Origin of the sequence: Streptomyces thermodiastaticus (genome assembly GCF_014656135.1) — a bacterium.
In the GTDB taxonomy this organism is placed as follows: Bacteria; Actinomycetota; Actinomycetes; order Streptomycetales; family Streptomycetaceae; genus Streptomyces; species Streptomyces thermodiastaticus.
Window position 1 is genome coordinate 113,266 of record NZ_BNBV01000017.1, and the last position, 25,715, is coordinate 138,980.

Annotated in this window: 27 protein-coding genes and 2 pseudogenes; 17 read left to right on the forward strand and 12 right to left on the reverse strand. The window is 71.8% G+C overall.

Annotation, left to right across the window (positions count from 1 at the left end; genetic code table 11):
* Positions 1-126: 126 nt before the first annotated feature.
* The 4 genes from IE286_RS16995 to IE286_RS17010 form a co-directional block, all read right to left on the reverse strand.
* Positions 127-1,164, reverse strand: coding sequence for a TIGR03571 family LLM class oxidoreductase (locus tag IE286_RS16995; protein WP_189797590.1), 1,038 nt, complete (start codon positions 1,162-1,164; stop codon positions 127-129).
* A 251-nt stretch (positions 1,165-1,415) separates the two neighbouring features.
* On the reverse strand, positions 1,416-2,240 hold the full coding sequence (locus tag IE286_RS17000; protein WP_189797591.1) for an aldo/keto reductase: 825 nt from the start codon (positions 2,238-2,240) through the stop codon (positions 1,416-1,418).
* Positions 2,241-2,337: 97 nt separating this feature from the next.
* Complete coding sequence (locus IE286_RS17005; RefSeq protein ID WP_189797592.1) at positions 2,338-2,766, reverse strand: GlcG/HbpS family heme-binding protein; 429 nt, start codon at positions 2,764-2,766, stop codon at positions 2,338-2,340.
* Positions 2,767-2,822: 56 nt separating this feature from the next.
* The gene (locus IE286_RS17010; RefSeq protein WP_189797593.1) at positions 2,823-4,034 is read right to left on the reverse strand and encodes an MFS transporter; all 1,212 of its coding nucleotides are present in this window, start codon (positions 4,032-4,034) and stop codon (positions 2,823-2,825) included.
* Between the two features lie 147 nt (positions 4,035-4,181).
* On the opposite strand from IE286_RS17010, the gene IE286_RS17015 reads away from it, so the two are divergent.
* Positions 4,182-4,652: a MarR family winged helix-turn-helix transcriptional regulator gene (locus tag IE286_RS17015; protein ID WP_189797594.1), complete on the forward strand. Its 471-nt coding sequence runs from the start codon at positions 4,182-4,184 to the stop codon at positions 4,650-4,652.
* The gene (locus IE286_RS17020; RefSeq protein WP_189797595.1) at positions 4,649-5,587 is read left to right on the forward strand and encodes an NADP-dependent oxidoreductase; all 939 of its coding nucleotides are present in this window, start codon (positions 4,649-4,651) and stop codon (positions 5,585-5,587) included. Before IE286_RS17015 ends, IE286_RS17020 begins: the two co-directional genes overlap by 4 nt.
* 164 nt (positions 5,588-5,751) lie before the next feature.
* Here IE286_RS17020 and IE286_RS17025 read toward each other — a convergent pair whose 3' ends face one another.
* Positions 5,752-6,669, reverse strand: a complete 918-nt coding sequence (locus IE286_RS17025; RefSeq protein WP_189797596.1) for an MBL fold metallo-hydrolase — start codon at positions 6,667-6,669, stop codon at positions 5,752-5,754.
* Between the two features lie 95 nt (positions 6,670-6,764).
* Here IE286_RS17025 and IE286_RS17030 point away from each other — a divergent pair, with 95 nt between their 5' ends.
* Together IE286_RS17030 and IE286_RS17035 are read left to right on the forward strand one after the other, a co-directional pair.
* The gene (locus IE286_RS17030; RefSeq protein ID WP_189797597.1) at positions 6,765-7,679 is read left to right on the forward strand and encodes an AraC family transcriptional regulator; all 915 of its coding nucleotides are present in this window, start codon (positions 6,765-6,767) and stop codon (positions 7,677-7,679) included.
* 17 nt (positions 7,680-7,696) lie between these two features.
* Positions 7,697-7,999 carry an MmyB family transcriptional regulator gene (locus IE286_RS17035; protein ID WP_189797598.1) on the forward strand — a complete coding sequence of 101 codons (303 nt, stop codon included), beginning with the start codon at positions 7,697-7,699 and terminating at the stop codon, positions 7,997-7,999.
* A gap of 167 nt (positions 8,000-8,166) precedes the next feature.
* Here IE286_RS17035 and IE286_RS17040 read toward each other — a convergent pair whose 3' ends face one another.
* The gene (locus tag IE286_RS17040; protein WP_189797599.1) at positions 8,167-9,048 is read right to left on the reverse strand and encodes an SDR family oxidoreductase; all 882 of its coding nucleotides are present in this window, start codon (positions 9,046-9,048) and stop codon (positions 8,167-8,169) included.
* A gap of 117 nt (positions 9,049-9,165) precedes the next feature.
* Between IE286_RS17040 and IE286_RS17045 the strand changes: the two genes are divergently transcribed.
* On the forward strand, positions 9,166-9,744 hold the full coding sequence (locus IE286_RS17045; RefSeq protein ID WP_189797600.1) for a TetR/AcrR family transcriptional regulator: 579 nt from the start codon (positions 9,166-9,168) through the stop codon (positions 9,742-9,744).
* 344 nt (positions 9,745-10,088) lie between these two features.
* Here IE286_RS17045 and IE286_RS17050 read toward each other — a convergent pair whose 3' ends face one another.
* Positions 10,089-11,318 (reverse strand): cation:proton antiporter, encoded by a 1,230-nt coding sequence (locus tag IE286_RS17050; protein ID WP_189797601.1) that lies wholly within the window; start codon positions 11,316-11,318, stop codon positions 10,089-10,091.
* 7 nt (positions 11,319-11,325) lie between these two features.
* Positions 11,326-11,796: a cation:proton antiporter regulatory subunit gene (locus IE286_RS17055; RefSeq protein WP_189797626.1), complete on the reverse strand. Its 471-nt coding sequence runs from the start codon at positions 11,794-11,796 to the stop codon at positions 11,326-11,328.
* Between the two features lie 218 nt (positions 11,797-12,014).
* Here IE286_RS17055 and IE286_RS17060 point away from each other — a divergent pair, with 218 nt between their 5' ends.
* On the forward strand, positions 12,015-12,452 hold the full coding sequence (locus IE286_RS17060) for a hypothetical protein (RefSeq protein WP_189797602.1): 438 nt from the start codon (positions 12,015-12,017) through the stop codon (positions 12,450-12,452).
* 130 nt (positions 12,453-12,582) lie between these two features.
* Here the strand turns inward: IE286_RS17060 and IE286_RS17065 are convergent, their stop codons facing one another.
* Positions 12,583-13,128: a nuclear transport factor 2 family protein gene (locus IE286_RS17065; RefSeq protein ID WP_189797603.1), complete on the reverse strand. Its 546-nt coding sequence runs from the start codon at positions 13,126-13,128 to the stop codon at positions 12,583-12,585.
* Positions 13,129-13,226: 98 nt separating this feature from the next.
* Here IE286_RS17065 and IE286_RS17070 point away from each other — a divergent pair, with 98 nt between their 5' ends.
* Positions 13,227-13,835: a TetR/AcrR family transcriptional regulator gene (locus IE286_RS17070; RefSeq protein WP_189797604.1), complete on the forward strand. Its 609-nt coding sequence runs from the start codon at positions 13,227-13,229 to the stop codon at positions 13,833-13,835.
* 98 nt (positions 13,836-13,933) lie between these two features.
* Here the strand turns inward: IE286_RS17070 and IE286_RS27225 are convergent.
* A pseudogene (locus IE286_RS27225) lies at positions 13,934-14,200 on the reverse strand (winged helix DNA-binding protein); the annotation flags it as partial.
* A gap of 187 nt (positions 14,201-14,387) precedes the next feature.
* On the opposite strand from IE286_RS27225, the pseudogene IE286_RS17075 reads away from it, so the two are divergent.
* The 3 genes and pseudogenes from IE286_RS17075 to IE286_RS17085 form a co-directional block, all read left to right on the forward strand.
* Positions 14,388-14,785: pseudogene (locus tag IE286_RS17075) on the forward strand (MMPL family transporter); the annotation flags it as partial.
* Between the two features lie 80 nt (positions 14,786-14,865).
* Positions 14,866-15,717, forward strand: coding sequence for an oxidoreductase (locus IE286_RS17080; RefSeq protein ID WP_229863002.1), 852 nt, complete (start codon positions 14,866-14,868; stop codon positions 15,715-15,717).
* 111 nt (positions 15,718-15,828) lie between these two features.
* The gene (locus IE286_RS17085) at positions 15,829-16,425 is read left to right on the forward strand and encodes a TetR/AcrR family transcriptional regulator (RefSeq protein WP_189797606.1); all 597 of its coding nucleotides are present in this window, start codon (positions 15,829-15,831) and stop codon (positions 16,423-16,425) included.
* A gap of 119 nt (positions 16,426-16,544) precedes the next feature.
* Here the strand turns inward: IE286_RS17085 and IE286_RS17090 are convergent, their stop codons facing one another.
* On the reverse strand, positions 16,545-17,534 hold the full coding sequence (locus IE286_RS17090; protein ID WP_189797607.1) for a helix-turn-helix transcriptional regulator: 990 nt from the start codon (positions 17,532-17,534) through the stop codon (positions 16,545-16,547).
* Positions 17,535-17,625: 91 nt separating this feature from the next.
* Between IE286_RS17090 and IE286_RS17095 the strand changes: the two genes are divergently transcribed.
* The 4 genes from IE286_RS17095 to IE286_RS17110 all read left to right on the forward strand — a co-directional run bounded on the left by IE286_RS17095 (position 17,626) and on the right by IE286_RS17110 (position 20,521).
* Positions 17,626-18,027, forward strand: coding sequence for a VOC family protein (locus IE286_RS17095; RefSeq protein WP_189797608.1), 402 nt, complete (start codon positions 17,626-17,628; stop codon positions 18,025-18,027).
* Between the two features lie 215 nt (positions 18,028-18,242).
* Positions 18,243-18,641: a hypothetical protein gene (locus tag IE286_RS17100; protein ID WP_189797609.1), complete on the forward strand. Its 399-nt coding sequence runs from the start codon at positions 18,243-18,245 to the stop codon at positions 18,639-18,641.
* Between the two features lie 514 nt (positions 18,642-19,155).
* On the forward strand, positions 19,156-19,881 hold the full coding sequence (locus IE286_RS17105; RefSeq protein ID WP_189797610.1) for a molybdopterin-dependent oxidoreductase: 726 nt from the start codon (positions 19,156-19,158) through the stop codon (positions 19,879-19,881).
* Entirely contained in the window at positions 19,865-20,521 is a 657-nt protein-coding gene (locus tag IE286_RS17110; RefSeq protein WP_189797611.1) for a cytochrome b/b6 domain-containing protein, read from the forward strand. Before IE286_RS17105 ends, IE286_RS17110 begins: the two co-directional genes overlap by 17 nt.
* A 342-nt stretch (positions 20,522-20,863) precedes the next feature.
* Here IE286_RS17110 and IE286_RS17115 read toward each other — a convergent pair whose 3' ends face one another.
* Positions 20,864-21,466, reverse strand: coding sequence for a TetR/AcrR family transcriptional regulator (locus IE286_RS17115; protein ID WP_189797612.1), 603 nt, complete (start codon positions 21,464-21,466; stop codon positions 20,864-20,866).
* A gap of 606 nt (positions 21,467-22,072) precedes the next feature.
* Between IE286_RS17115 and IE286_RS17120 the strand changes: the two genes are divergently transcribed.
* The 3 genes from IE286_RS17120 to egtA all read left to right on the forward strand — a co-directional run bounded on the left by IE286_RS17120 (position 22,073) and on the right by egtA (position 25,588).
* Entirely contained in the window at positions 22,073-22,636 is a 564-nt protein-coding gene (locus tag IE286_RS17120) for a hypothetical protein (protein WP_189797613.1), read from the forward strand.
* A 1-nt stretch (position 22,637) separates the two neighbouring features.
* Complete coding sequence (locus IE286_RS17125; protein WP_189797614.1) at positions 22,638-24,077, forward strand: dihydrolipoyl dehydrogenase family protein; 1,440 nt, start codon at positions 22,638-22,640, stop codon at positions 24,075-24,077.
* 209 nt (positions 24,078-24,286) lie between these two features.
* Positions 24,287-25,588 carry an ergothioneine biosynthesis glutamate--cysteine ligase EgtA gene (egtA, locus tag IE286_RS17130; protein ID WP_189797615.1) on the forward strand — a complete coding sequence of 434 codons (1,302 nt, stop codon included), beginning with the start codon at positions 24,287-24,289 and terminating at the stop codon, positions 25,586-25,588.
* Positions 25,589-25,715: the final 127 nt, after the last annotated feature.

Sequence of the window (25,715 nt, forward strand, 5' to 3'; positions counted from 1 at the left end):
CGCCCGGCTCGCGGTGACCGGCATGCACACCAGGTCACCGGACGAGCGGACGTCACTGTGTGAACGGTCCGGCACCGTGCGTGTGCGCGGTGCCGGATGTCGAGGTGCCGCACCGCGGCGCGGCGGTCAGGACGCGGCGAGGGTGTCCGCCCCCGCCCAGGTCCCCGCGCCGGGGGAGGGGAAGTGCGGCAGGACCGTCTCGGCCAGCTCGTGCAGCACCTCCTCGACCGGGCGGTCACCGGGACGGAGGTTGAAGGAGACATGGGCGACACCCAGCTCGCCCATCTGCCGCAGATGCTCCACCAGCGCCTCACGCCCTGTCCGCAGGCCGAGCCGGATCGGGGTGGCCGGGACGGACGGGGCCTCGGTCAGGTCCAGCTGCATGGGCGTCAGATACGGCTTGGCCGACCCCTGTGTCAGCTCCTGCCACCTGCGCGTCGCCAGGCGGAGCGCCCCCAGGGGACGGGGATAGTTCAAGGAGGCGTCGGCGTTCTCCGCGATCCACTCCGCGGACTGCTGCGCGTGCCCGGCGACGGCGATCGGGACGGACGGCCCCGTCGGCTTCGGCAGCACCTCAAGATGACGGTCGGCGCCGAGCCCGAGGCCGGGAAGGCTCATGCCCTCGCCGGCTCGCCGGTGGGCCCACGCGGCCCGAAGGATCTCCACGCCCTCCCGGAACCGGGCGCCACGGCTGTGGAAGTCCGCACCGAACAGGGGGTACTCCACCGGCCGGTCCCCGCTGGCCAGACCCAGGACGAACCGGCCGCCGGAGAGGACGTCGACCGTGGCCGCCGCCTTGGCGACCAGCAGCGGCTGCCGCAGCGGCAGCACCACCGCGGCGGTGCCGAGCACGGTCCGCTCGGTGACGGCCGCGAGATGCCCGAGGTGGGTGAACGTCTCGAAGACGGAACCGGCGTCCCCGAACCGGTCGGGGTCGTACAGGGGCACGTCCCGCACCCACAGAGCCGCGAAACCCAGCTCGTCGGCGAGCCGGGCCAGGCCGGCGTGGCGGGTCAGGTCCGGGACGCCGAAGGGGCGTCCGGCGGCCCGGTCGGCACGCAGCCGGGTGCCGCCCCAGTCGTTGTCCAGCGGCAGTTCGAGGCCCAGGGTCGGCAGGGGCGCGCGGCTCACGAGCCGGTCCAGGGCGGTGGGGGCGGGGGACATGTGCTGTCACACCTTTCGGTGGGGTGTCACCAGGTATGCGGCGCGGTCGTCGGGGCCGCAGGGGGCGTACGGGGCCGTTCGCCGGGTCGGTCTTGGAGCACGGCGTGAAGGGCGGGGCCCGGCCGCCGGCCGCGGCGTCGTCGCTCGCCGGCGCCTCGCGCCGGTTCGCTGCCGCGCCGTGCGGCCGCGCGCACCGGACCCCGCTCACCGCGCCGGGGCGCGGGCGCGGCGACGTGATCCGCCGGACGGACTCAGTTGAAGGTGTCCGGGTCGGGGCCGGTGCGCATGCCCCGGTCCAGGGCGGCGATGGCGGCCGTCTCGTCGTCGGAGAGGGTGAAGTCGAAGACGTCGATGTTCTCCCGGATGCGGGCGGGCGTCACCGACTTCGGGATGACGATGTTGCCGAGCTGCAGGTGCCAGCGCAGGACGACCTGGGCGGGCGACTTGCCGTGCCGCTCGGCGATGGCGGTGATCGCCTCGTCCTTCAGCACCGCACCCTGCGCCAGCGGGCTCCACGCCTCGGTGGCGATGCCGAGTTCGGCGTGCACGCCGCGCAGCTCCTTCTGCTGCAGGCCGGGGTGCAGTTCGACCTGGTTGACGGCCGGCACCAGGTCGCTGTCCTGAAGCAGGCGCCTGAGGTGCGCCGGCTGGAAGTTGGACACGCCCGCCGCCTTGATCCGCCCCTCCTCGGCCAGCTTGGCGATGGCCTTCCACGACTCGCGGTACAGGTCGCGGGCCGGGGTGGGCCAGTGGATGAGGTACAGGTCGACGTAGTCCAGGCCCAGCTTGCTCAGGCTCGCGTCGAAGGCCTTGAGCGTGGCGTCGTAGCCCTGGTCGGTGTTCCACAGCTTCGTGGTGACGAACAGCTCCTCGCGGGGGAGGCCGGAGGCGCTGAGGGCACGGCCGACACCGGTCTCGTTGCCGTAGACGGCGGCGGTGTCGATGCTGCGGTAGCCGGCCTCGAGGGCGGCGGTGACCGCGTCGGTGGTCTGGTCGTCGGGTACCTGGAAGACGCCGAAGCCGAGCTGGGGGATCTCGACGCCGTTGTTGAGCCGGACGGTGGGGATGGTGGTCATGGTGTGTGTCTCCTTCGCACGGTGCGGTCGGTTCGGATCCGGCGCGGTGCCGCGGCGGATGCCTGGTCGGTGACGACCTGCTGGGATGTACGGGCGATCAGGACAGCTCCCTGAGCGCGGTGGCGGCCACGGTGTGGTCCTGCTCGGGTGCGCCGCCGCCGACGCCGATGGCGCCGACGAGGCGGCCGTCGCGGTGGATCGGCAGACCGCCGGCGATGAACAGCAGCGGCTTGTCGAGCGCGGTGGGCAGGCTGTGGAACGGCCCCTCCGGCTTGACCAGGTCCACCAGGTCGGCGGTCGGAGTGTCGAGCTGGAGGGCTGTGTAGGCCTTGCGGGTGCTGGTCTCGCCGGAGATCAACACGGCCCGGTCGTCCCGGCGGAAGGCCAGCAGGTGCCCGCCGGCGTCCAGCACGGTGACGCTCACGGCGATGCCGGCGGCCGCGGCGGCCCTGCGGGCGGCGGTGACGAGGATGTCCGCCTCCTGGGTGGTCAGCGGTGCGACGGCGGTGGCGGCGGATGTGGTCATCACGGGTTCCTTCACAGCAGAGGGACAAACAGGAACGGAGTGCTCGGCGGGCGCGGTCAGTGCCGGGCGGCCGCCGGGGTGCTCGTGTCCGCCGCGGACCGTGCGACGACACGGCCGGCCGCGCGAGAGCGGCGGTCGAGGTGTGCGGCGAGGAAGGCGAGGAGCAGGGCGGTGCCGGACAGCAGGGCGCCGACCCAGTTCGGGGAGGTGTAGCCCAGGCCCGCGTCGATGACGACCCCACCGAGCCACGCGGCCAGGGCGTTGCCCAGGTTGAACGCGCCGATGTTGGCGGCGGAGGCCAGGGTCGGTGCCGCCGAGGCCTGGTCGAGCACCCACTTCTGCAGCGGCGGTACGGTCGCGAAGCCGAGCGCGCCGATCAGGCAGAGAGTGATCGCGGCCGGCACCTTGTCGTGGGCGGTCACGGTGAACAGCAGCAGGGCCAGCGCCAGGGCGCCCAGGGCGGTGAACAGCATCGGCATCAGGGCACGGTCGGCGAACTTGCCGCCGAGCAGGTTGCCCAGGAACATTCCGATGCCGAACAGGACGAGCAGCCAGGTCACGGCGGACTCGGTGTAGCCGGCGACCTGTGTCATCATCGGGGTGATGTAGGTGATCGCGGCGAAGACACCGCCGTAGCCGAGCACCGTCATCGCCATGGCCAGCCACACCTGCACCTTGCGGAACGCGGCGAACTCGTTGCGCACGTCCGGGGTCTTGGGCCGTCCCTTCTCCGGCACCAGCCCGGCCACGCCGAGCAGGCCGACGACGCCCAGGGCGGCGACGATGAGGAAGGTGACACGCCAGCCGGCCACCTGCCCGATCCAGGTGCCCGCGGGGACACCGACGATGTTGGCCACGGTCAGGCCCATGAACATCAGCGAGATGGCCGAGGCCTTCTTCTCCGGAGCCACCAGGTCGGCGGCGACCACCGAGCCGATGCCGAAGAACGCGCCGTGCGCGAGGGAGGCGACGACCCGGCCGGTCAGCATGAGGCCGAAGACGGGCGCCAGGGCCGACAGCGCGTTGCCGACGACGAACAACGCCATCAGGAACATGAGCATCTTCTTGCGGGACACCTTGGTGCCCAGCACGGTCAGCAGCGGCGCGCCGATGACGACGCCGAGGGCGTAACCGGAGACCAGCCAGCCGGCCGCCGGGATGGACACGCCGAAGTCGTCCGCGACCTGAGGCAGCACGCCCATGATCACGAATTCGGTGGTGCCGATCCCGAAGGCCCCGATGGCCAGTGCCAGGAGCGCGAGAGGCATGGGGAGCCACCCTTCAAAAGATTGCGTGAGGCGCTTACGTCCGACGACAATAGTTGCACACGCTGTCTAACGTCAAAATCAAAAGAAGCGCGATGAGTTTGCCTTCGTGTGCAATCATTGGGGAACGGCCCGACGAAGGAGGCCCCGATGACCGCAACCAACCCGGCGCTCACCGCCCTGGCTCATGGCTGGTGTGCGCTGTCCCTGCTGCACGACAGGATCGAGTCGCACCTGGAGCGCCGGCTGCAGGCCGCGTTCGGTCTGAGCGTGCGCGAGTACTCCCTGCTGGACGTGCTGAGCCGCCAGCACGACGGGGAAGGGGGCCATCTGCAGATGAAGCAGGTCGCCGACGCCGTCGTGCTCAGCCAGAGCGCCACCACCCGCCTCGTCAGCCGCCTCGAGGACCGCGGCCTGCTCTCGCGGTACCTGTGCCCCACCGACCGGCGGGGCATCTACACCAACGTCACCGACGCGGGCCTGCAGCTTCTCGATGCGGCACGCCCGGTGAACGAGGCGGCCCTGGGCGAAGCACTCGCTCAGGCCGCTCGCGACCCCCGGCTCCGCCCGCTGGTGCGAGCCGTGGAAGCCGTGCGAGCACCGGTGGTGATGGCGGCATGAAGGCGATCGCACTCGACGGATACGGCGGCCCGGACGCGCTGCGGCTGACCGAGGTCCCCGACCCCAAGGTGGCCCCCGGCGAGGTACTGATCCGGGTGAAGGCGGCCGGCGTCAACCCGGTGGACTGGAAGCTCGCCGAAGGACGTCTGGACGCGATCATGGAGACGCGCTTCCCGCTGATCCCCGGCTGGGACGTGGCCGGGGTGGTCGAGCGGGTCGGCTTCGACGTCGAGGAGTTCGCGCCCGGCGACGAGGTCTTCGGCTACATCCGCAAGGACACCGCCCAGCTCGGTGCCTACGCCGAACTGGTCTCCGCCCATGTGCGCATGCTGGCCCGCAAACCCGCCGCTCTGTCCTGGGAACAGGCCGCGGGCGTCCCGCTCGCCGGACTCACCGCCTATCAGGCCGTCAAGAGAGTCGGCGTCCGCGCCGGTGACACCGTCCTGGTGCACGCGGCCGCGGGCGGCGTCGGCTCGCTGGGCGTCCAGATCGCCGCCGCGCTCGGCGCCCGGGTGATCGGTACGGCGAGCCCGCGCAACCACGACTTCGTGCTCAGGCTCGGCGCGGAGCCGGTGGCCTACGGCGACAAACTCGCCGAGCGCGTTGCACGGCTGGCCCCCGAGGGCGTCGACGCGGTCCTCGACTTCGTCGGCGGGGACGCCGTGGACGTCTCGCTGGGGCTGGTGCACAGCCCGGAGCGGCTGGCCTCCATCGCCGACCCCGGGGCCGCCGCGAAGGGCGGCCACTACGTCTGGGTCCGCCCCGACTCGGCGGACCTGACGGACCTGGCGGAGCTGGCCGCCGACGGGAAGCTGACCGTCTTCGTCGACCGGGTGTTCCCGCTCGCACAGGCGGCCCGGGCCTGGCGGCTGAACAGCCAGGGTCACACCCGCGGCAAGCTCGTGCTGTCCGTGACGGAGCCCGAGGACTCCTGAGCGCCGCGTCCGGCCGGCCCGGACGGCGTGACCGGCCGCGGACGCGACACCGGCGGCGGCCGTCTTGAACACGTGTGACCCGCATCGCCCCAGCGCCCCGGGGTCGATGCGGGTCACACGTCCGTCCGGCACGGTGCGCCGGCCCCGGCCCGTGCCCGGACCCGTCAGAGGGCCGCGGGCGCCCAGGGGCCGACGGTGTACCGGCTGCCCTCACGCCCAACCCACACCGCCCCCGCACCGCCGAAGTGCGCGGGCACCACCAGTTCGCGCGCGTCCGCGGCGCGTTCCAGCAGCGCGCGGCGGGTCGCCGCGGCCTGACGTGGATCCTCGCAGAAGCAGCTGTTCCAGTCCGGCTCGACGATCTGCACCGGGCTGTGCAGCACATCGCCCACGAACACGGCGCGGTCGGAACCGGAGGACAGCCGCACGACGCAGGAGCCCGGGGTGTGACCCGGCGCGGGCTCCAGACTGAGGTTGCCGTCGATCCGGTAGGCGCCCTCCCAGAGCACTGCCTGGCCGAGGACGGGTGCGATGCTGTCGTCGTAGACGAAGCGGCTGCCCTCGAAGCGACGCCGCTCGTGCTCGTCGCGGGGCGCGCGGCGACGATGGGCGTTGCGCGGATCGAAATAGATCTGGTCGGTCTTCGGGATCAGATAGGTGGCGTTCGGGAACGCCGGCGTCCACACGCCGTCGCGCAGGCGGGTGTTCCAGCCCACGTGGTCGTAGTGGATGTGCGTGTTGATCACGACGTCCACCTGCTCCGGGCGGACACCGGCCTCGGCGAGCCGGTCCAGGAAGTTTGTCGACAGGTGGTCGAACAGCGGCATCTGCGGCCGGTGACGGTCGTTGCCCACACCCGTGTCGACGAGGACGGTCTTCCCCTCGCTGCGCAGCACCCAGGTCTGCGCGGCCCCGCGGTACATCCCGGTCCGCGGATCGTAGTGATCCGGCACGAGGAGGGACTCGTGCTCCTTCCAGACCCGGTCCGTGCTGTCCGGGACGATCGACCGGGCGGGGGCGATCTCCCCCTGCCACTCGACCACCTTCGTGATCTCGACATTGCCGAGCTGAAAACGCTGCATACGACCACGCTAGGGTCAGGCACCGCGCAGACCAATACGTGACAGGGTCATCTGTATGCGTGTTCGTCTCAGCGAGCGCGCCGTACAGTACGAGCATGGACGTGCTCAGCGACGTGATCACCGCCATGCGCACCGGCCGGCCGGCCGCCAGCCGGGCCCGGGTGTCCGGCCCCTGGTGCTTCCGGTTCGACCGCTACGACGGCGCCGGCTTCCATGTGCTGCTGCGCGGCACCGGCTGGCTGGTGCCGGAGCACGGCGCACCGGTGCCGCTGGACGCCGGGGACGTCGTCCTGGTGCCGCACGGCAGTGCCCATGTGCTGTCCGACTCGCCCGGAGACCGGGGTGCGGTGCCCTTCGACGCCGCGGTGGACGACCCGGAGGGCCGCACCGAGTTCCTGTGCGGCAAGTACCGCATCGACCGCGGGCGCACGCACCCGCTGCTGACGGAGCTGCCCGACGTCGTCCACCTCCCGCGCCGCCTCGGGCGGCACCCCGACCTGCGGGCCGCCGTCGACCTGCTCGCCGGTGAGACGACCGGCGAACGGCCCGGCCGGGACTGCGTGATCCCCGGGCTGCTCGATCTGCTGCTGGTGTACATGGTCCGGGCCTGGTTCGACGAGCACCCGGGGACCGGCTGGCCCCGGGCGCTGCACGACAGCGAGGTCGCCGCGGCTCTCCAGGCCCTGCACGGCGACCCGGCCGCCCCGTGGCGGCTGGAGAACCTGGCCGCCCACGTCGGGGTGTCGCGCGCGACCCTCGCCCGGCGGTTCACGGCCCTCACCGGACAGCCGCCCATGGCCTACCTGACCTGGTGGCGCATGATCACCGCGGCCCACCTGCTCAGGGAGACCGACCGGCCGCTGCCCTCGATCGCCCGGCAGGTCGGCTACGGCTCGCCCTTCGCCTTCGCCCACGCCTTCAAACGGCACTTCGGTCTGCCCCCGGGCCGCTACCGCGCACGCACGGAGGCGGCCGCCGCTCCCAGCGGCGCCGCGGACGTCTTCCGGTGACGGCGGGGGTGGGCTCGATGCAGAAGTCCATGGAGTGCAGGTCGACGCCGGGCGGAACGACGGCGTCGATCGCGTCGAGCAGGTCGTCGCCGAGTTCGACGTCGGCGCCGGCGAGGTGGACCACACACCCGCACCACCCGGTCGTCGGTGACCTGGTGCTGGGCCACGAGGCGTTCACCCCGGTCGACGACCCCGGGCAGACCCTCGGACCGGCCACGGTCGAACCGGGCTCGCCCACCGCCGAACGCTTTGCCCTGCCGGCCAGTTGGGCCCGGTCGACGACGTGGAGCGCGTCCGGCGGCACACCGGCGCGGCCCTGAAGGAGCCGCGGGCCCGGCACCTGCGCCGCCTGCCGTCGTCTCCCTCCGGCCCGGCGCCCGCCGGCCGCACCCGGGCGACCCGGCCACGGTGCGCGCACCGACGGCGTGCCCGCACGCCGGCGGCGACCCGCCGGGCCGGCCCGGGCAGCCTCCGGTGAAAGGCCCGGTCAGGGCCGGATGTTCTCCAGGTCCTCCAGGAGACCCGGGCCGGTGGGCTGCCAGCCGAGGGCATGGCGGGTGTGGGCGCTCGACGACGGCTGGTCCGTGGCGAAGAACGGGCCGAACGGGCCGAAGGCCTCCTGCGGGACCTGCTCGACCGGCAGGCCCAGGCGCCGGCCGATGACGTCTGCGACGTCCCGCACCCGGACTCCTTCGTCGGCCACGGCGTGCCAGGACGTCCCGGCCGGCGCCGACTCGAGGGCCAGCCGGAACAGGGCGGCCGCGTCGCGCGCATGCACGGCCGGCCAGCGCTGGGTGCCGTCGCCCGGGTAGCCCGCCACCCCGGTGCGGCGCGCCGTCTCGGCCAGCATGCCGGCATATCCCCCCCGGCCCTGGTCGTGCACCGTGCGCGGCAGGCGGACGGCCGTGCTGCGCAGACCGCGCGAGGCCATGTCCAGCAGGGCCAGGACGCTGCGGCCGCGCTCGCCGACGACTCCCCGCGTCTCCGGCGGATCGTTCTCGGTGGACGCACGGCCCGACGCCACGGGGGTGCCGGAGGACGTCACGAGGGGGCGGTCGCTGCCGAGCAGTTCCTCGCTCAGTGCGGTGAGCGCGGCGCGTTCCTCGGCGATGGACCGTGCGATCGCGTCCGGACTGCTGTAGTCGCGTCCGAACGCCAGATTGATCACGCCGTCGGACCGTGCGGCGCCGGACCGCAGCACACCGGCATCCGCGAAGTCTCCGCGCAGCACCTCGGCACCCGCCTCCCGCAGCGTGCGTGCCGAGGCGTCCGAGCGGGCCAGCGCGAGCACGGTGTGGCCATGGGCGAGCAGTTCGGCGACGACGGCGGAGCCGACGGTGCCGGTACCGCCGGTGATGAAAACATGCATGGCTCTCCTCACAGTGATGGGACTCTTGTCCCGTCACCCGACAGTACACCGTGATGGGACAAGAGTCCCATCACTCGCCCACCATGAGACCAAAGTCCCATCGCCTATCCTTCTGCCATGGCTAGATGGCAACCGGGGGCGACCGAACGTCTCGTCGTCGCGGCAGTCGACCTGTTCACCGAGCAGGGATACGACGCGACCACGGTCGCGCAGATCGCCGAGCGCGCCGGCGTGACCAAGAGCACGTTCTTCCGGCACTTCTCCGACAAGCGCGAGGTGCTGGTCGCCGGCCAGGAGACCCTGAGCAGGCTGCTGACGCAGGGCATCGCCGAGGCGCCCGACGACGCCGGCCCGCTGGAGGCGGTCGCGGCCGGTCTGCGGTGCGCTTCCGACGCCATGGGCCCGGAGAACCGCAGACTCGGCCCCCGCCTCAAGGCCGCCGTGGCCGCCAGCACCGAACTGCAGGAGCGTGACGCGCTCAAGAGCGTCGGTCTGTCGACCGCCATGAGGGATGCGTTGATGGCCCGCGGTGTGGCGGAGACGACTGCTCATCTCGCGGGTGAGCTGGGAGTCCTCGCGTTCAGGCGGGGCTACGAACGGTGGTGCGCGGGCGACCGTGACGACGCGGAAGGTTTCGCGCCCTACGCCCTGGCGGCGCTGGAGGAACTGCGCGCGGCCACGGCGACGCTGGTCTGAGGCACGGCAGCCCTCAGGTGTCCGGGGGCTGTTGCCGCATCTGCCGCCGGTCGCCGGAGCCTGCCGCTCCCGTGTGCTCCCGACGCACGCCGGTTTGCGGCTCGGCGGCCGGAAGGCCGCGAGGGCATCTCCCGCGCCGGATGAGCCCGTCGGCAGGAGAGGGGGAGCCCGCGGACGTCACCGCGCGGCGACAGCCGCGCCTTTGCGCCGGGAAGAGCCCTGCCGGAGCGGCGGGGCGGACACCCGGTGACACGAGGTCACGGACACGGCCCGGTCGGCGGACGGCCGGGGCGGTGCGGGCGGGAACAGGCCCCGTCCGGCCGGTGCCGCCCCGCCGCCCTCGTTCAGCCGACCGTCTCCGGGTCCACCACCGCGTCCTGGGCTTGCGGCTGCGGTGCCGTCTTGCCCGACGAGCCCCACCGAGCGGTCAGGCGCAGCGCCACCGGCTCGGTGAAACGGGCCGTCAGGGGACCGAGGATCACCAGGATGAGCACGTACGCGGTGGACAGCGGGCCCAGCGAGGGCTCGATCCCCGCGGTGACCGCCAGCCCGGCGATCACGATGGAGAACTCGCCGCGTGCCACGAGCGTGCCGCCCGCCCGCCACCGGCCCTTGGGGGAGACACCGGCCCGCCTCGCCGCCCAGTAACCCGTGGCGATCTTCGTGAGTGCGGTGACGACAGCCAGCGCGAGGGCGGGCAGCAGCACCGGCGGAATGCTGGACGGATCCGTGCGCAGTCCGAAGAAGACGAAGAACACGGCGGCGAACAGATCCCTGAGGGGGGCGAGCAGGTTGTGCGCCCCCTCGGCGACCTCACCGGACAGAGCGATGCCCACCAGGAAGGCGCCCACTGCGGCCGAAACCTTGAGCTGCTGGGCGATGCCGGCCACCAGCAGGGTCAGGCCCAGCACCACCAGCAGCAGCTTCTCCGGGTCGTCGCTGGAGACGAGCCGGGAGATGTGCCGCCCGTAGCGCACCGCGAGCAGCAGCACGAGACCGGCCACACCGAGCGCGATCGCCAGCGTCACGCTGCCGGCCGCGAGCCCGGTCCCGGCCAGCAGGGCGGTGATGATCGGCAGATAGACCGCCATGGACAGATCCTCCAGCACCAGGATGCTGAGGATCACAGGTGTCTCCCGGTTGCCGAGCCGCCCCAGGTCACCGAGGACTTTAGCGATCACTCCGGACGACGAGATCCAGGTCACGCCGGCCAGCACGACGGCGGCCACCGGCCCCCAGCCCAGCAGAAGCGCCGCCGCGGCCCCGGGCAGAGCGTTGAGCGCGGCGTCGACGAGACCGGCCGGGTACTGGGTCCTGAGGTTGGAGACCAGGTCGCTGGCGGTGTACTCCAGACCCAGCATGAGCAGCAGCAGGATCACGCCGATCTCGGCGCCGATCGCCACGAACTCCTCGCTCGTGCCGAGGGTCAGCAGGCCGCCCTGGCCGAAGGCCAGCCCCGCCAGCAGATACAGGGGGATGGGGGAGAACCGGAAGCGTCCGGCGAGCCGGCCCAGGAGTCCCAGACAGAGGATGATCGCGCCGAACTCGATCAGGAAGGTGGCGGACGAGTGCACGGAACGGTCACTCTCGCCCGAGTATCCCGGCCGCGGCCTCCACGCCCTCGCGGGTCCCGATCACGATCAGGGTGTCACCGCCGGCCAGCCGGAAGTCCGGCCCCGGAGAGGGGATCGCCTCGGCCCGGCGCAGCACGGCCACGATCGACACACCGGTCTCGGTGCGCATCCGGGTCTCGCCCAGCACCCGCCCGTTCCAGTAGGACGTGGCCGGCAGTCCGATCCGCTCGGCCACGAGCCCCAACTCCGTCGTCGACAGCAGACTCGGACTGTGATGCGCGGGCATCAGCGCGTCGATGAGCGCCTCCGCCTCCCCGGCGGACAGCCGCACCGACAGAGCGCACGCATCGGGGTCGTCCTGGCCGTACGCGCTCAACGTCCGAGATCCGTCCCGGTGCGCGACCACGGACAGATGACGCTGTTCCCGCGTGGTCAGGTCGTAACGGACCCCGATCCCAGGCAACGGCGTACTGCTCATACGCGCAGCGCCCACGGCTTTCTCCCTGTCTGATTCGGGTGTTTTCTTTGGACAATCTTTAATGACACCCTAGCGTGACGGCGTCCGGCACCCGGCCACGCCTGCTCTGTCCCCGCCCCGGCCGGCGGCGAGCCGTGATCCGCCGCCCCGCCATAAGATCCACCCTGGTGGTCGACGCGTGCCTGTCCCGGGACGGAGAGCACCGGAAGGAAAACAGCATGATTGAGTGGACGTCACTCGGTGCCGGAGCCAGACCCGTTCCCAGGCCCGTGGCCACGCCGCTGGTGTGGGCCGCCGCCTCCGGCGGCGCGCTGCTGCTGGTGGCCGTCCTCAACGTCCTCGTGGGCCCGAACCGGCCCGTGCTCGCCCTCACCGTCCTGGCCCTGCTCGCCGCCCTGCTGGGGCGGCGCGCCCGCTTCACCGCCGCCCCCGGCACGGCCGTGCTCTGCTGGCTGTTCCTGAACGGCTTCGCCGTCCCGCCCGCGGGCACCCTCACCTGGGCCGGGCCCCGTGACCTGCTGTGGCTCTCCTGCCTGCTGGGCGCCGCCTTCACGGGGACGGCACTCGCCCGCCTGCTCCACGCCCGCGCCGCCTACCGGCGCCTGACCACAGGCCTGGACACCGCGTCGCCGACGCACCCCGCGGGTCACCCCTGAACCGCCGCGACCGTACGTGCAGAAGCGGCCGTACTGGAGGCGAACGGTCGTGACCGGCAGGGCCGCAGGCCCTCTCGGCCGGTTCGCCAAGGTGTGCGGCACGCTTCTGCGTGCCGGCCGGGGACGCCGGTCAGGTCCCCTGTCCCTGACGGGCGTGGTGCAGATGTGCCCTGCCCGCGTCGCGCAGGAGCTCCACGGCGGGTCCCGAGCCGTCCATCGGCATCAGGATGCGCGATGCGACGCGCCAGCCGTCCTGGCCGCGTTCGAGCGTCCAGCGGTTGGCCAGCACTCGGTGGATGCGGTAACCCTGCGACGTGCCGTGGTTGGCCAGCTCCCGGGTCTCGCCGCCGGGGTCCGGAGTGATCAGCGCGAGATAGGAGACGGCGACCGCCGTGTCGCCGTCGATGTCCACGAGCGGCAGACCGCCGAAGTGTGCCAGGCCGCCGGCGATGGCCGTCCAGTGCTCGTCGCGCTGGACGAGCTGCACCATCGCCTCACGCCCCCGGGCGCCGTCGAGCTCCGGGCCGCGGTCGAAGACGAAGTCGTCGGTGTAGATGGCCTCGATGAGGTCGCGCTCGCCCGTGTCGCCGCTGAGCGGGTGCGTGGCGAGCAGGTTGTAGATCTCCAGACGGTCCTCGACCGCCCGCAGACGGGCTTCGAGTGTGTCGGGCGGCATGGGAGTCCTTCCACAAGATATCCAACTGACAAGTTGGAGTCTGTCACCGGCCGTCCGCAACCGCAACCGGTCAGTTGGAATCTGTTTCAATGGGCCTCATGGCATGGGACACCCAGCGGACGAAACAGCGGCTCCTGGACGCCGCGGTGCACGAGTACAGCGAGCACGGACCGCTGGGGGCGCGCGTCGACCGGGTCGCCGAGCGGGCCGGAGTGAACAAGGAGCGCATATACCAGTACTTCGGCAGCAAACAGAAGCTGTTCGCCGCGGTGCTGGAACAGGAGATGACCAAGCTCGCCGCCGCGGTGCCGCTCACGGGCGAGCAGGCGCACGACCTGGGGGAGTTCGCGGGGCGTGTCTACGACTACCACCGCACCTACCCGCACTACCTGCGGCTGCTGCTGTGGGAGGGGCTGGAGACCCACCCCGGACGAGGCGAGCCGGGTCCGGTCGCGGCCGCTGCCGAGCGGGCGGCGCACTACGCGGACGACATCGCCGCCGTGGTGCGCGCCCAGCGAGCCGGGGCGCTGCGCGACGATGTGAGCCCCGGATACCTGCTGTATCTCGCCCGTGCGCTCGCGGCCTGGTGGCTGGCCGTCCCCTCCACGGCCGCACTCATGCTGGGGCGGGCGGCCGAGGAAGGGCCCCTCGTACGCCGGCGTGTGCTGGCCGACCTCGTCCGCGACGCGACGCGCCCACGTTCCTGACCTTGTCGCGCGACGCGCACCCTCTGGGTACACCCCGTGCGCGCGGACGGTTCGTCGATCCGTGCCGCACACCATGCGACGGCCACGGGACAGGGGTCCTTCGCCCGGTCCGCGTACGCTGGGTGCACCATGTGGCGGTCGTCGGCCGCCCGGGCGCGCCGGATGTGAACCGCGCGCTCCAGCCGGACCAGGCAGGCGACCGTCGCACCCGAGGTGAGGTTGAGCTGCTTGCGCAGACGTCCGTGGGTCATGGGTGTGTCCGGGGCCTCGGTATCGAGGATCGCGACCAGGGCCTGCATGTCGGTGAGATGCAGGCCGTGCGCCTGAGCGAACTCCTGGACGATGCGATTGAACTCGCTGTTCATACGCCGCAGTTGAACGGCGAACGACGCTGGTCCGTCGGGCAGTCCTCCGGCACGGGTGGTGCGGGGGCATGGAGCCGCTCATCGACCGGTTCGCGGCCGCCCGGGCCGCCGTGCGCCGGTCCTTCGGTGCCGTCACCGCCGGCGCCGCCACCGCACTCGGCCCGCTGACGCTGCTCGCCGGCGATCGGGCGTACCGCTCGACGACATCTTCGCCGACGACGTGCCCTCGGTCGCCGCACAGCAGACGCTCGGCGAGCACTTCCCCGGCGGGTCCGGCAACCCGGCGGGCATCACGCCGACGCCGACCGCCGTGCCGAGGTGACGGCCGTCGCCCGCGCGAGGGGCGTGGACTCGGCCGACGCGGTCTCCGCCTCCGGGCGGCCCGGCGGCGGTGAGCCGCTGGTCGTCGACGGCCGGGTGCGCGTCGACGCCGTAGTGGAGGACGCGGCGCACAGCGACGCGGCGAAGAGGGCCGTCGAGCGGCTGCGCGCCGAGGTGCACGCGATCCCCGGAGCAGACGCACTCGTCGGCGGCTACACCGCTCAGCAGGACGACGCGAAGAATCGTCGTAGCGTTGAAAAAACTCGACATGGTGTAGATTCGAAGACGTGGCGGGACACCCGTCATGGCGGCACGCCGCCATGGACAAAGGATGTGAATGTGGCGTGACAACCTTCCTGATCACCGGGGTCAGCAGCGGACTGGGCCGGGCCTTCGCCCAGGGAGCCCTGGACGCCGGGCACACTGTCGTGGGCACGGTCCGCAAGGACGCCGACCTGACCGCGTTCGAGGCCCTGGCGCCGGGCAGGGCACACGGGCGTCTTCTCGACGTGACCGATGACGAGGCCGTCTTCAGCGTGATCAACGACGCCGAGGCGGCCGTCGGCCCGCTGGACGTGGTGATAGCCAACGCGGGCTACGGCCTGGAGGGCGTCTTCGAGGAGACCCCCATGGGCGCAGTCCGCGCCCAGTTCGAGACCAACGTGTTCGGTGCCGCTGCCACGCTGCAGGCGGCCCTGCCCCACATGCGCGCGCGCCGTTCGGGACACCTGATGGCGGTGACCTCGATGGGCGGCCTCATGGCCGTGCCGGGCATGTCCGCCTACTGCGCCAGCAAGTTCGCCCTGGAAGGCATGCTCGACAGCGTGCGCAAGGAGGTGGCGGGCTTCGGCATCCATGTCACGGCCATCGAGCCCGGTTCGTTCCGCACCGACTGGGCCGGCCGGTCGATGACCCGGGCCGAGCGATCGATCCCCGACTACGACGAGCTGTTCGAGCCGATCCGCGCCGCGCGCCTCAAGGCCAGCGGGAACCAGCTGGGGAACCCGCAGAAGGCCGCCGAGGCCCTGCTGCACATCCTGGACGTGCCCGAGCCGCCCGCCCACCTGGTTCTGGGCTCGGACGCCCTGCGACTCGTCCGGCAGGCCCGAAAGGCAGTGGACGACGACATCCGTACCTGGGAAGCCCTGTCGCGCACCACGGACTTCTCCGACGGAGCGCAGATCACGAGCAACTGACACACCGGCCGGGCCCGTCGGCAGGACGGCCCGGGCGGTGCCGCGATCAGTGGCCGGGCCGCCCCGCCGCCGAAGTAAAGTGCTGCGGAGTCGAACACAGGGGAGAAGACCGTGGGAAGGCGCAGTGATGCCCCCCGAAAGGGAGACCTGCGTGAGCAGGCTCTTCTGGATGCCGCCGAAGCGCTGCTCGCACACACGAGTCCGGAGAACCTGACCGTCGAGGCGATCGCGCAGAAGGCCGGGATCTCCCGGGCATCCCTGTACTTCTACTTCGGCAACAAGCACGAGGTGCTGGCGGCCCTCGTCGAGCGGACCATGCGGACGATCCGGGCGTACGCCGACGCCACGGACCAGCAGGAGTCCGTGCCGCCGGTCGAGGCCATGGAGCGAGCCGTCCGCGCGACCGAACAGGTGTGGCGGGAGCACAGCACCGTCATGCGTGCCGCCGTCGAGTACTCGGCGCTCCACCCGGTCATCAGCAACGCCTGGAGGCAGACGGTCGAACGGTTCGCCCGGACCATGACGCACGTCCTGCAGAGCGCCGGCCTCCCCGACGGCGACGGCCCCGGCAGTGCTCAGGCCCTGGCGGACGCCCTGTGCTGGATGACGGAGCGCACCTTCTACCGTGCCGCCGGCACCCCGGACGGGGACCTGGGCCGGGCGAGCGCGACCGTCATCGAGATCTGGCGCAAGGTGATGACGGCCTGACGAGGCACATCGAGTGTTGTGCCTGGCCGCTGATCGCCTGCGGGGCGCGGCGGCCTGCGGCCGTCCGTCGCCTTTCCGTCCCCTGCCGCCGCCAACCTGGACAGGACAGGGCAGGAACATCACCTCCGCCTGGCACTGCTGCCGATACGTTGCGCTAGTGCGAGGACGAGATCGCGCAGTTCTTCGGGATGCTCGATGGCGAAAGGCCGGTCGAGGGCGGCGAGAAGGGGAGGCAGCCAGTCGAGCCGGTCGGTGCGTATCTCGACCCGCAGCCATCGTTCGGTCATCACGTCCGCGTCCGCCGGAGCGCCGTGCACCTCCGTGATCGGCGCGTCGGCCGGGAGCCACGCGCGGATCTGCTGCACCGTCCCGTGGATCCGCAGCTTCACCGCGTAGCGGAACTCATCCCTGGCGAAATGGGACAGCAGACGTGCGGCCGGATCCTGGCCGTCGGGTGCGTCGAACGAGCCGGGAAGCGTGCGCGCGTCCGCGATGCGGTCGAGGCGGAAGATGCGGTCCTGACCGATCCCGGCGTCCTGGCCGGTGACATACCAGCGACCGGCATGCCCGACGATGCCGTACGGGTGCAGCACGCGTTCGCTGTGCCGTCCCAGACGGTCGGTGTAGCGGATCGAGACCGGCCGGCGGTGCCGCGCCGCGTCGGCGAGGGTGAGGAACGATTCCGGGTTCGGGGTGGTGAGCGCGCCGGGCCGGTGCGTATAGGTCACGGATCGCAGCAGCGTGTCGAACCTGTCCGCGAGGTGCCTGGGCAGCACCCTGCGGATCTTGGCCGCCGCCGTCTCGCCGGCGGTGCGCTGCTGTGGTGTCAGACCTGCCGTGCGGCCGGTCGCCAGCCCGATCAGGACGGCCAGCGCCTCGTCGTCGTTGAACATCAGGGTGGGCAGACGGTACCCGGGCGCGAGCCGGTAGCCGCCGTAGCGGCCGCGCACCGACTCCACGGGGACACCGAGGTCGATGAGGTGGGTCACGTAACGCCGCACGGTGCGTCCCTCGACCCCGAGCCGGTCGGCGAGTTCGGCGATGCTCCGGGTGCCACCCGACTGCAGCAGTTCCAGGAGGGCCAGCACGCGGCCAGTCGGTCGGGACATGACCACACCGTAATCGAAATACCGGACCGGTTCTGTCCTCTATATCGCCTAACGTGCAGCACGCAGCTCGCACCACAGGCAGGAGAGCCCCATGGATTTCATGTCGACCCGGATCATCACCGCCGACGTCGCCCGCCTCGTCGCGTTCTACGAGCGGGTCACAGGGGTGGAGGCCACCTGGTCCACCGATGACTTCGCCGAACTCGTCACCGCGCACGGAACCCTCGCCATCGCATCCGAGCGCACCGTCCCGCTGTTCGCCGAGGGGTCCGCCCGTCCGGCGGCCAACCACAGTGCCGTGATCGAGTTCCATGTCGACGACGTGGACCGCGTGCACAAGGAACTGGCCGACGTCGTCACCGAGTGGGTCAACGGTCCCGCCACCATGCCGTGGGGCAACCGCTCCCTGCTGTTCCGTGACCCGGACGGCAACCTGGTCAACTTCTTCACCCCCGTCACTCCGGCTGCCGTGGCGAGGTTCGCCGGGCGATGAGGCGGCACGGCGAGTTGTGACGGTGGACCGCCCACCTCGCCGTACCGCGCCGTGGGGAATCCGGGTGCACGACGCGCCGAGCGTACGTGGCCGGTGGCTCACGCTGCGCCTGCCGCACACTCCAGGACACCACTGCACCGGACGTTCGCCGGAGCCGGCCAGCCCTCGATGCGAACGGTCCGCACTGTGTCGCTACGCCACGAAAGGAAGTTCAGATGGAAACCGTGCTCAGCGTAGGACTCGACCCGCGTGTCGTCGGTGACCCCGCGGCGCCGAGCGAGGCGTTCCCTGAGGTCGACGCGGCCCAGGTCCGAGCGGGTCTCGCGCAGGCGGAGAAGGAGCTCGAGCGCATGGGACTCGGCTTCGAGATCTGCCGTCTCGACCGGAGCGCCGCAGCGGCGGAGACGTTCCGCGCCGCCGTGACCCGGAAACACTATGCCGTGATCGTGATCGGCGCCGGGGTGCGCCTCGAGCCGTCGCTGACACCGCTGTTCGAGCAGCTCATCAACATCGCCCGGGTCCACTCCCCGCGGTCCGTGCTCTGTTTCAACACGGGGCCGGACAAGACCGTCGAGGCGGTGCGGCGGTGGTGGCCCCCGGCTGCCGAGGACTGACAGTGAGGATGTGACGTGGCTTCTCCGACGGGTCTGACTCACGGACTGACCGACGTCTCGACTGTCTTGTTCGGGATGTGTCGATCCGCGGAGGAGCCGCCTCGCACGCGACCGGACGGGCGTTCGTGACCTTGTGGGAGCTTGGTCGAGAAGCCCCGCCACTGTCTTATTCCCCCCGCCCGCCGGCGCGTGCCGCCCCACCGGGATCAGCGAGAGGACGGCAGTGACCAGCATGACGAACCAGCGCCCGGAAGTCACAGGCGGCGTCGGCACGCACGGCGAGACCCTCATGCCCCGCCAAAACCACTCGAAGCGACCTCACTGAAGCCGCTTGACATCCACAGGAGCATCCCGCGGGCCACCCGGCCAAGGTAGAACGTTCTGTCTTGACTCTTCCGGGCGTCTTTGCGATGCTGACGAGCAGTCCGTTCCCTCTTTCGGTCGTGCTGTCGACGAACGCGCCTGAGTGCGCAGGGGGCCGGCGGCCGGTCCGGTGAACGCGGAGGAGTCGAGCGTGAACTCAGAAACACCCCAGGAGCGAGGCACTCCCGTGGGGCGGCGTGTGTTTCTCGGCACACTCGCACTCGGTGCGGTGGGTGTCGCGGCCGGTCCCCACCTGCAACGGGGGGTGGAGGCGTTCCTGGGGGGTGCCTCCGAGCTGGACCCGTCCGGCCTGACCGGGCTGCTCCCGAACGGAGGAGGTTTCCGTTACTACACGGTGACCTCCTCCGTGCCGCACAAGGACGAGAACACCTACCGTCTCACCGTCGACGGGCTGGTCGACCGTCCCCGGAGCTACACCCTGGCCGACCTCAGGGCGCTGCCCCAGACACGCATGGTCCGGGACGTCCAGTGCGTGACCGGCTGGCGCGTCCCGAGCACTCCGTTCGAAGGGGTCCGCCTGTCCCACCTGCTGGACGCCGCCGGAGTGCACCCGTCGGCCGGCGCGGTGCACTTCACCTGCTTCGACGGGGCGTACACGGAGAGCCTCACCATGGAGCAGGCGCGCCGCGCGGACGTCCTGGTCGCCCTGCGCATGCAGGACAAGGACATCGGCCACACCCACGGCGGTCCCGTCCGCCTCTACGTGGCACCCATGTACTTCTACAAATCCGCCAAGTGGCTCTTGGGCATCACGGTCACGGAAAAGGTCCAGCCCGGCTACTGGGAGGAACGTGGCTACGACATCGACGCCTGGGTGGGCCGGTCGAACGGACGGGACGATGAGCCCACGGCCTGACGTCTCGCCCGACGGCGCACACCTGCACCGGTTCAGCCGGGCCGAACGCTGGGCCCACCGCTCGACGGCCGCCCTGATGGGTGTGTGCGTCGTGACCGCGGCCTTCCTGTACGTCCCTGTGCTCGCCGAACTCGTCGGCCGGCGCACGCTGGTGGTGACCGTCCACGAATGGGCGGGCATCGCTCTGCCGGTCCCCGTCCTGGCCGCGCTGGGTTCGCGTGCCCTGCGCGCCGACCTGGGCCTGCTGAACCGATTCGGCCCGCACGACCGCCGCTGGCTGGCCGCCGCTCTGCGCCGGGACAAGCGGCCCTCGTCACGCCCGGCGCACAAGTTCAACGCCGGCCAGAAGCTGTACGCCTCCTGGAGCGCCGGTGCCACGCTCGTCATGCTCGGCACCGGGCTGATGATGTGGCAGACGCACCTCGTCCCGCTGCAGTGGCGCGTCGGCGCCACATTTGTCCACGACTGGCTGGCGCTCACCCTCGGCGTCGTCCTCGCCGGTCACATCGGTATGGCCATGGCGGACCCGGAGGCCCGGCACGGCATGCGCACCGGGTGGGTCGCCCGCAGCTGGGCGCGGCGGGAACACCCGCTGTGGGAGGCGGAGACACGGTGGGAGACGGAGAAGTCGTCGTCGTGACGTTCGATGGCTCGCCGGGAGTCCGGCGAGCCATGCGGAGCGACGATCCGGTGCCGCGCACCGGCCGCGAGCCGGGCGGCGCCGAGAGCCGGGGAGCCGTCCCCGTGAGGATGTGCCGTTCGGCTCCCGGGTCCGCGTGCGTGCCACCGCGCCGCACGGGGGTGGAAGCTTCCGTCCGCACGCAGGAGCCTCGGCATGAGCGATGGCCGCCAGTCCGTCCTGCGATCGCCGTCTTCCGCCGAGAGCCCGGAGCCGCGGTGGACCTGTGCCAGGTGCGGACGGACCGGAAGGCGGGCGCCCGGCACGGCCTTCGGCCTGCCCGCCCCGGGAAGGTGCTGCCGGTTACTTCTGCGCCGCGGAGGCGCCGCGCAGCTTCAGCATTCCCTCGACTCCGTCGAGGAAGGTCTGCGTGATCAGTTCCGGGTCGAAAAGGCAGCCGGCCGCCATGGCACCGTCGCGGAGCATGACGAAGTGACGGCCCGCCGCGTCGGCGGGTGTGCCGCCCGCCTGCGCCAGCAGATCCGTGACGGTGTCGAGGAACCACTGCCGGTGGGTGAGGACCGCCTGGTGCACCGGGTGGGCGGGGTCGTGGTACTCCGCGGCGGCGTTGAGGAAGGCACAACCGCGGAAACCGGGGGACTTGATGTTGTCGGCGATGCCCGCGGCGATGGCCCGGATCCGGTCGGCAGGGGTGGCGTTGTCCGCCGCCGCGGCGGCGACCTGGGCGCGGATCGCCTGGTCGGCCTGCTCCAGGTAGGCGAGGACGAGCTGTTCCTTGCCGGTGAAGTGACGGTACAGCGTGGCCCGGGTCACCTGTGCTTCGGCGATGATCCGGTCGATGCCGACCGAGTGGATCCCTTCCGTGTAGAAGATCCGGGTTGCCGTGTTCAGAAGGCGCGTGCGCGCCTTGGATGTGCTGACGCCTTCGGTAGTTGTCCGACTCATGTTGTGCCACCCTATCAAACGGTAGAACGATCGGTCTCGTGCGCTGGCGGGCCGCCTTGTTCCAGGGAGGCGTGGCGCTGCCGGCCTCATGCCCGCATCACCGGCGGCGGCCGTGGCAATCGGCACACGCCGCCGGGCCGCACGGGCCGGCGGAAGAGATCTCGGAGTGATGCCCTGGTGATGGCAGGCCGGTGCCGCAAGCAATAGGGAGAACGTTCCTTCTCCTGGAAGTCTGGCGACGGGGGCGAGGCCTGTCAATCCCGCACGGCCCGGACTCTGCGTGTCGAGTCCCGGTATCGATGCGCGGTAGGTAGAACGTTCCGTCTTGACAGTCGGGTCCCGGGAGGCCATGCTGATGTGACAGAACGGTCGTTCTGTCGGGGGTCGGGTCCGGAACACCCGGTGTCCGGGCCGCCCTTCCGAGGCGGACGTCGCCACCGCACCGCCCGGCAGGCGCCCCGCAGGCGAGACACATCAGGTCCCGCAGCGACGGCCTCGCCCATCGTCGCGAGGTGGGCCCACCCGACCGGCCCGCGTTTCACCCGCGAAGCAGGTGACCGCGGGGACGCCCGACGCCTTCTGTTCTCGACCATTGAAAGGATCATCGTGAGCACCACCATCGCTGCCCCGTCCGGCATCGCCGGGACCGCCTCTGCTCTGCGGCGGCTGTACTTCATCCGTTTCGCGTTCGCGATCGTCTGGGCTCTCGTGATGTTCACGATGGCCTCCAGGATCACCCCCCTCGGGGCCGTGCTGCTGGTCCTGTACCCGCTGTTCGACGTCGGTGCGGCCATCTACGACGCGAGGGTCTCGCGCAGCACGGGCTCACCCGCACTGCTGTACGTCAACATCGCGGTCAGCCTCGCCACGGCCGTCGGTGTGGCCATCGCCTGCGCGTCCGGTGTCCCCGCGGTGCTGCGCGTGTGGGGAGCCTGGGCGATCGTGGCCGGCCTGGTGCAGCTGATCGTGGCCGTCCCCCGCCGCAGCATGGGCGGCCAGTGGCCGATGATCCTCAGCGGCGGCATCTCGGTCCTGGCCGGAGGGTCCTTCATCGCCTCGGCCGGCGCCGAGCAGCCCGCGCTGACCAGCGCCATCGGGTACGCCGTCCCGGGCGCCGTCTTCTTCCTCCTCTCGGCCCTGCGTCTGGGCCGCACCTCGAAGGGCGCCTGACATGAGGACCGCCACCTATGACGTGGTCGTGATCGGGGCCGGGCCGGTCGGGGAGAACGTCGCCGACCGGGTGGTGCGGCAAGGCCTGACCGCCGCCGTCGTCGAGCGGGAACTCGTCGGAGGCGAGTGCTCCTACTGGGCCTGCATGCCGACCAAGGCGCTGCTGCGGAGCGAGGCCGCGCTCCGCGCCGCCCGCCACCTGCCGGGAGCGCGCGAGGCCGTCACCCGCGGTCTGGACGCCGCCGCCGTGCTCGCCCGCCGCGATTCCTTCTCCTCTCACTGGGAGGACGACGGACAGGTCTCCTGGCTGCAGTCGGCCGGCATCGCGCTGTACCGGGGGCACGGACGCATCGGCTCCCCCCGGGTCGTCGAGGTGTCCGCACCGGACGGCTGGACGACGACCCTGAGCGCGCGTCACGCGGTCGTCGTCGCGACCGGAAGCAGCGCGCTGCTGCCCGACGTCCCCGGCCTGCTCCAGGCCAAGCCGTGGACCAGCCGCGAGGCGGCCGCCGCGCGGGCGGTTCCCGAACGGCTCGCCGTCATAGGCGGCGGTGTGGTGGCGTCCGAGATGGCGACGGCGTTCGCCGCCCTGGGGTCGTCGGTGACCGTGCTCGCCCGGGACGGCGTCCTGCCGCTCGCCGAGCCGTTCGCCGGGCAACGGGTCACCGAGTCGCTGCGGAAGGCCGGTGTCCAGGTCCTCCTCGGCGCGGAGGCCGGGTCCGTCAAGCGGGACGGCGAGGGCACGGTGCACATCACGCTCACCAGCGGTGAGCAGGTGGAAGCCGACGAACTGCTCGTCGCCGTCGGCCGTACACCCAACACCCAGGACATCGGACTGGACTCCGTCGGCCTGACCGCGGGCAGCTGGCTCACCGTGGACGACACGCTGCGCGTGGTGGGCGGCGACCCGGAGGCGCTGGCCGGACGGTGGCTGTACGCCGTCGGCGACGTCAACCGGCGTGTGCTGCTGACCCATCAGGGCAAGTACCAGGCCCGTGCCGTGGGCGACGCCATCGTGGCGCGCGCCAAGGGCGAGCCGGTCGAGGACGGCCCGTGGGGCCGGCACACGGCCACGGCCGACGAGCGCGTCGTGCCGCAGGTGGTCTTCACCGAGCCGGAGGTGGCCTCGGTGGGGCTGACCGCGGCCGCCGCCGAGGCCGCCGGGATCACCATCCGCGTCGTCGACTACGACCTGGGCGCGGTCGCGGGGGCGGCCCTGCACGCCGACGGCTACCAGGGGCAGGCCCGCATGGTCGTCGACGAGGACCGGAAGGTCGTCGTGGGCTTCACGCTCGTCGGACCGGACGTCGCGGAACTGCTGCACGCGGCGACCGTCGCGATCGCCGGGGAGGTTCCGCTGGACCGGCTCTGGCACGCGGTCCCGGCGTTCCCCACGATCAGCGAGGTGTGGCTGCGACTGCTGGAGGTGTACGGCCGCTGAGCAGCTGGATGTCTCGTCCCGGCCGTGCTCGACCGGGCGGGACATCGAAGTGCGAGAGCACGCGAGCACCTGCGCGCCCCGTCCGGCACCCCGCCGGCAGTGCTCCCCGGTTGCGGCCGACTCCTCGTCCCGCGGCCCTCGTTGAGTGGTACGGCGCACGCCGTACGAGAAGAGCCGTGAAAAGCCGTACGAAAAGAAGGGATGGGTCGATGATTGATCCGGTTCCTGCCGGCACCCGGCCCCGTGCCGCGGTCGACGAGGCCGAAGCCGAGGCACTGATACGGGGCATCTGCTTCAAGACCGGTCCGCCCGGACGCATCGGCGTCGAGGTGGAATGGCTCGTCCACGACATCCGGGCGTCCCGGCGTCCGGTGAGCCCCGAACGACTCGCGGCGGCCTGGACCGCCCTGCGGGCCCTGCCCCTGACGTCCGCGCTGACCGTCGAGCCCGGCGGCCAGTTGGAGCTGAGTTCCCCTCCCTCCGCTTCCCTGATGGAGTGTGTCCACGTCGTGCACGCCGATCTCGACGCCGTCCGCGCGGTCCTGCGCGACCACGACCTCGCCCTCGTGGGCCTCGGTCACGACCCCTGGCATGCTCCTCGCCGCCTGCTGCGGCAGCCCCGCTACGACGCCATGGAGGTGTGTCTCGACCGCACCGGTCCCGGCGGACGCTACATGATGTGCAGCTCGGCCTCGGTGCAGGTGTGCGTGGACGCCGGGTACGAGGAACCCGGCCCGCAGGGGTATGTGCGGCGGTGGTGGCTGGCCCATCACCTCGGCGCGGTCCTGCTGGCCGCGTTCGCCAACTCCCCGCTCGCCGAAGCCTGTTCCACCGGCTGGCGCTCCACCCGGCAGCTGCGGTGGATGCAGATCGGCCCCGGCCGGGCCGGCGGCCCCGCGCTCACCTCCGATCCGCGTGGCGCCTGGGCACGGCACGCCCTGGACGCACCGGTGATGTGCATACGCCGGCACCACGGACCGTGGGACGTCCCCGAACCCATGCCCTTTTGGCAGTGGGCACGGCACCGGACGCCGAGACCACCGACGCGGGACGACACCGGCTATCACCTGACCACGCTGTTCCCGCCGGTCAGGCCGCGCGGCCATCTGGAGCTGCGGATGATCGACGCGCAGCCCGGTGACGACGGCTGGATCGTGCCGCTGGCCGTGACGGCGGCATTGTTCGACGATCTGGAGGCCACCGAGACCGCCTGCCACGCGGTCGAACCCCTGGCCGCGCGCACCCTCGGGCTGCCCGCGCCGCACAACCCGCTGTACCGGGACGCCGCGCGTGTCGCCCTGGCCGACCCTGACCTGCACAAGGCGGCCGTGACCTGCTTCGAGGCGGCGCTCGCCGCCCTGCCCCGGCTCGGCGCCACGACACACGTCGCGGACACCGTCGCCGGGTACCTGGAGCGCTACGTCCGCCGGGGCCGGTGTCCTGCCGACGACCTGCTGGACACACCCGACGGCGCACGCCGGTCCCTGAACCCAAGGAGGAGCCGTCCATGACCGACGCCACCGAGGACACCGCCACTCCACCGCATCTCGACGTCGACGTACTGCGTGAGCGGGCGTGGAGTTCGCTGACCGCGGCCCGTGCCCGGACCACGCTGCTGACCACCTGTGTGGACGAGCC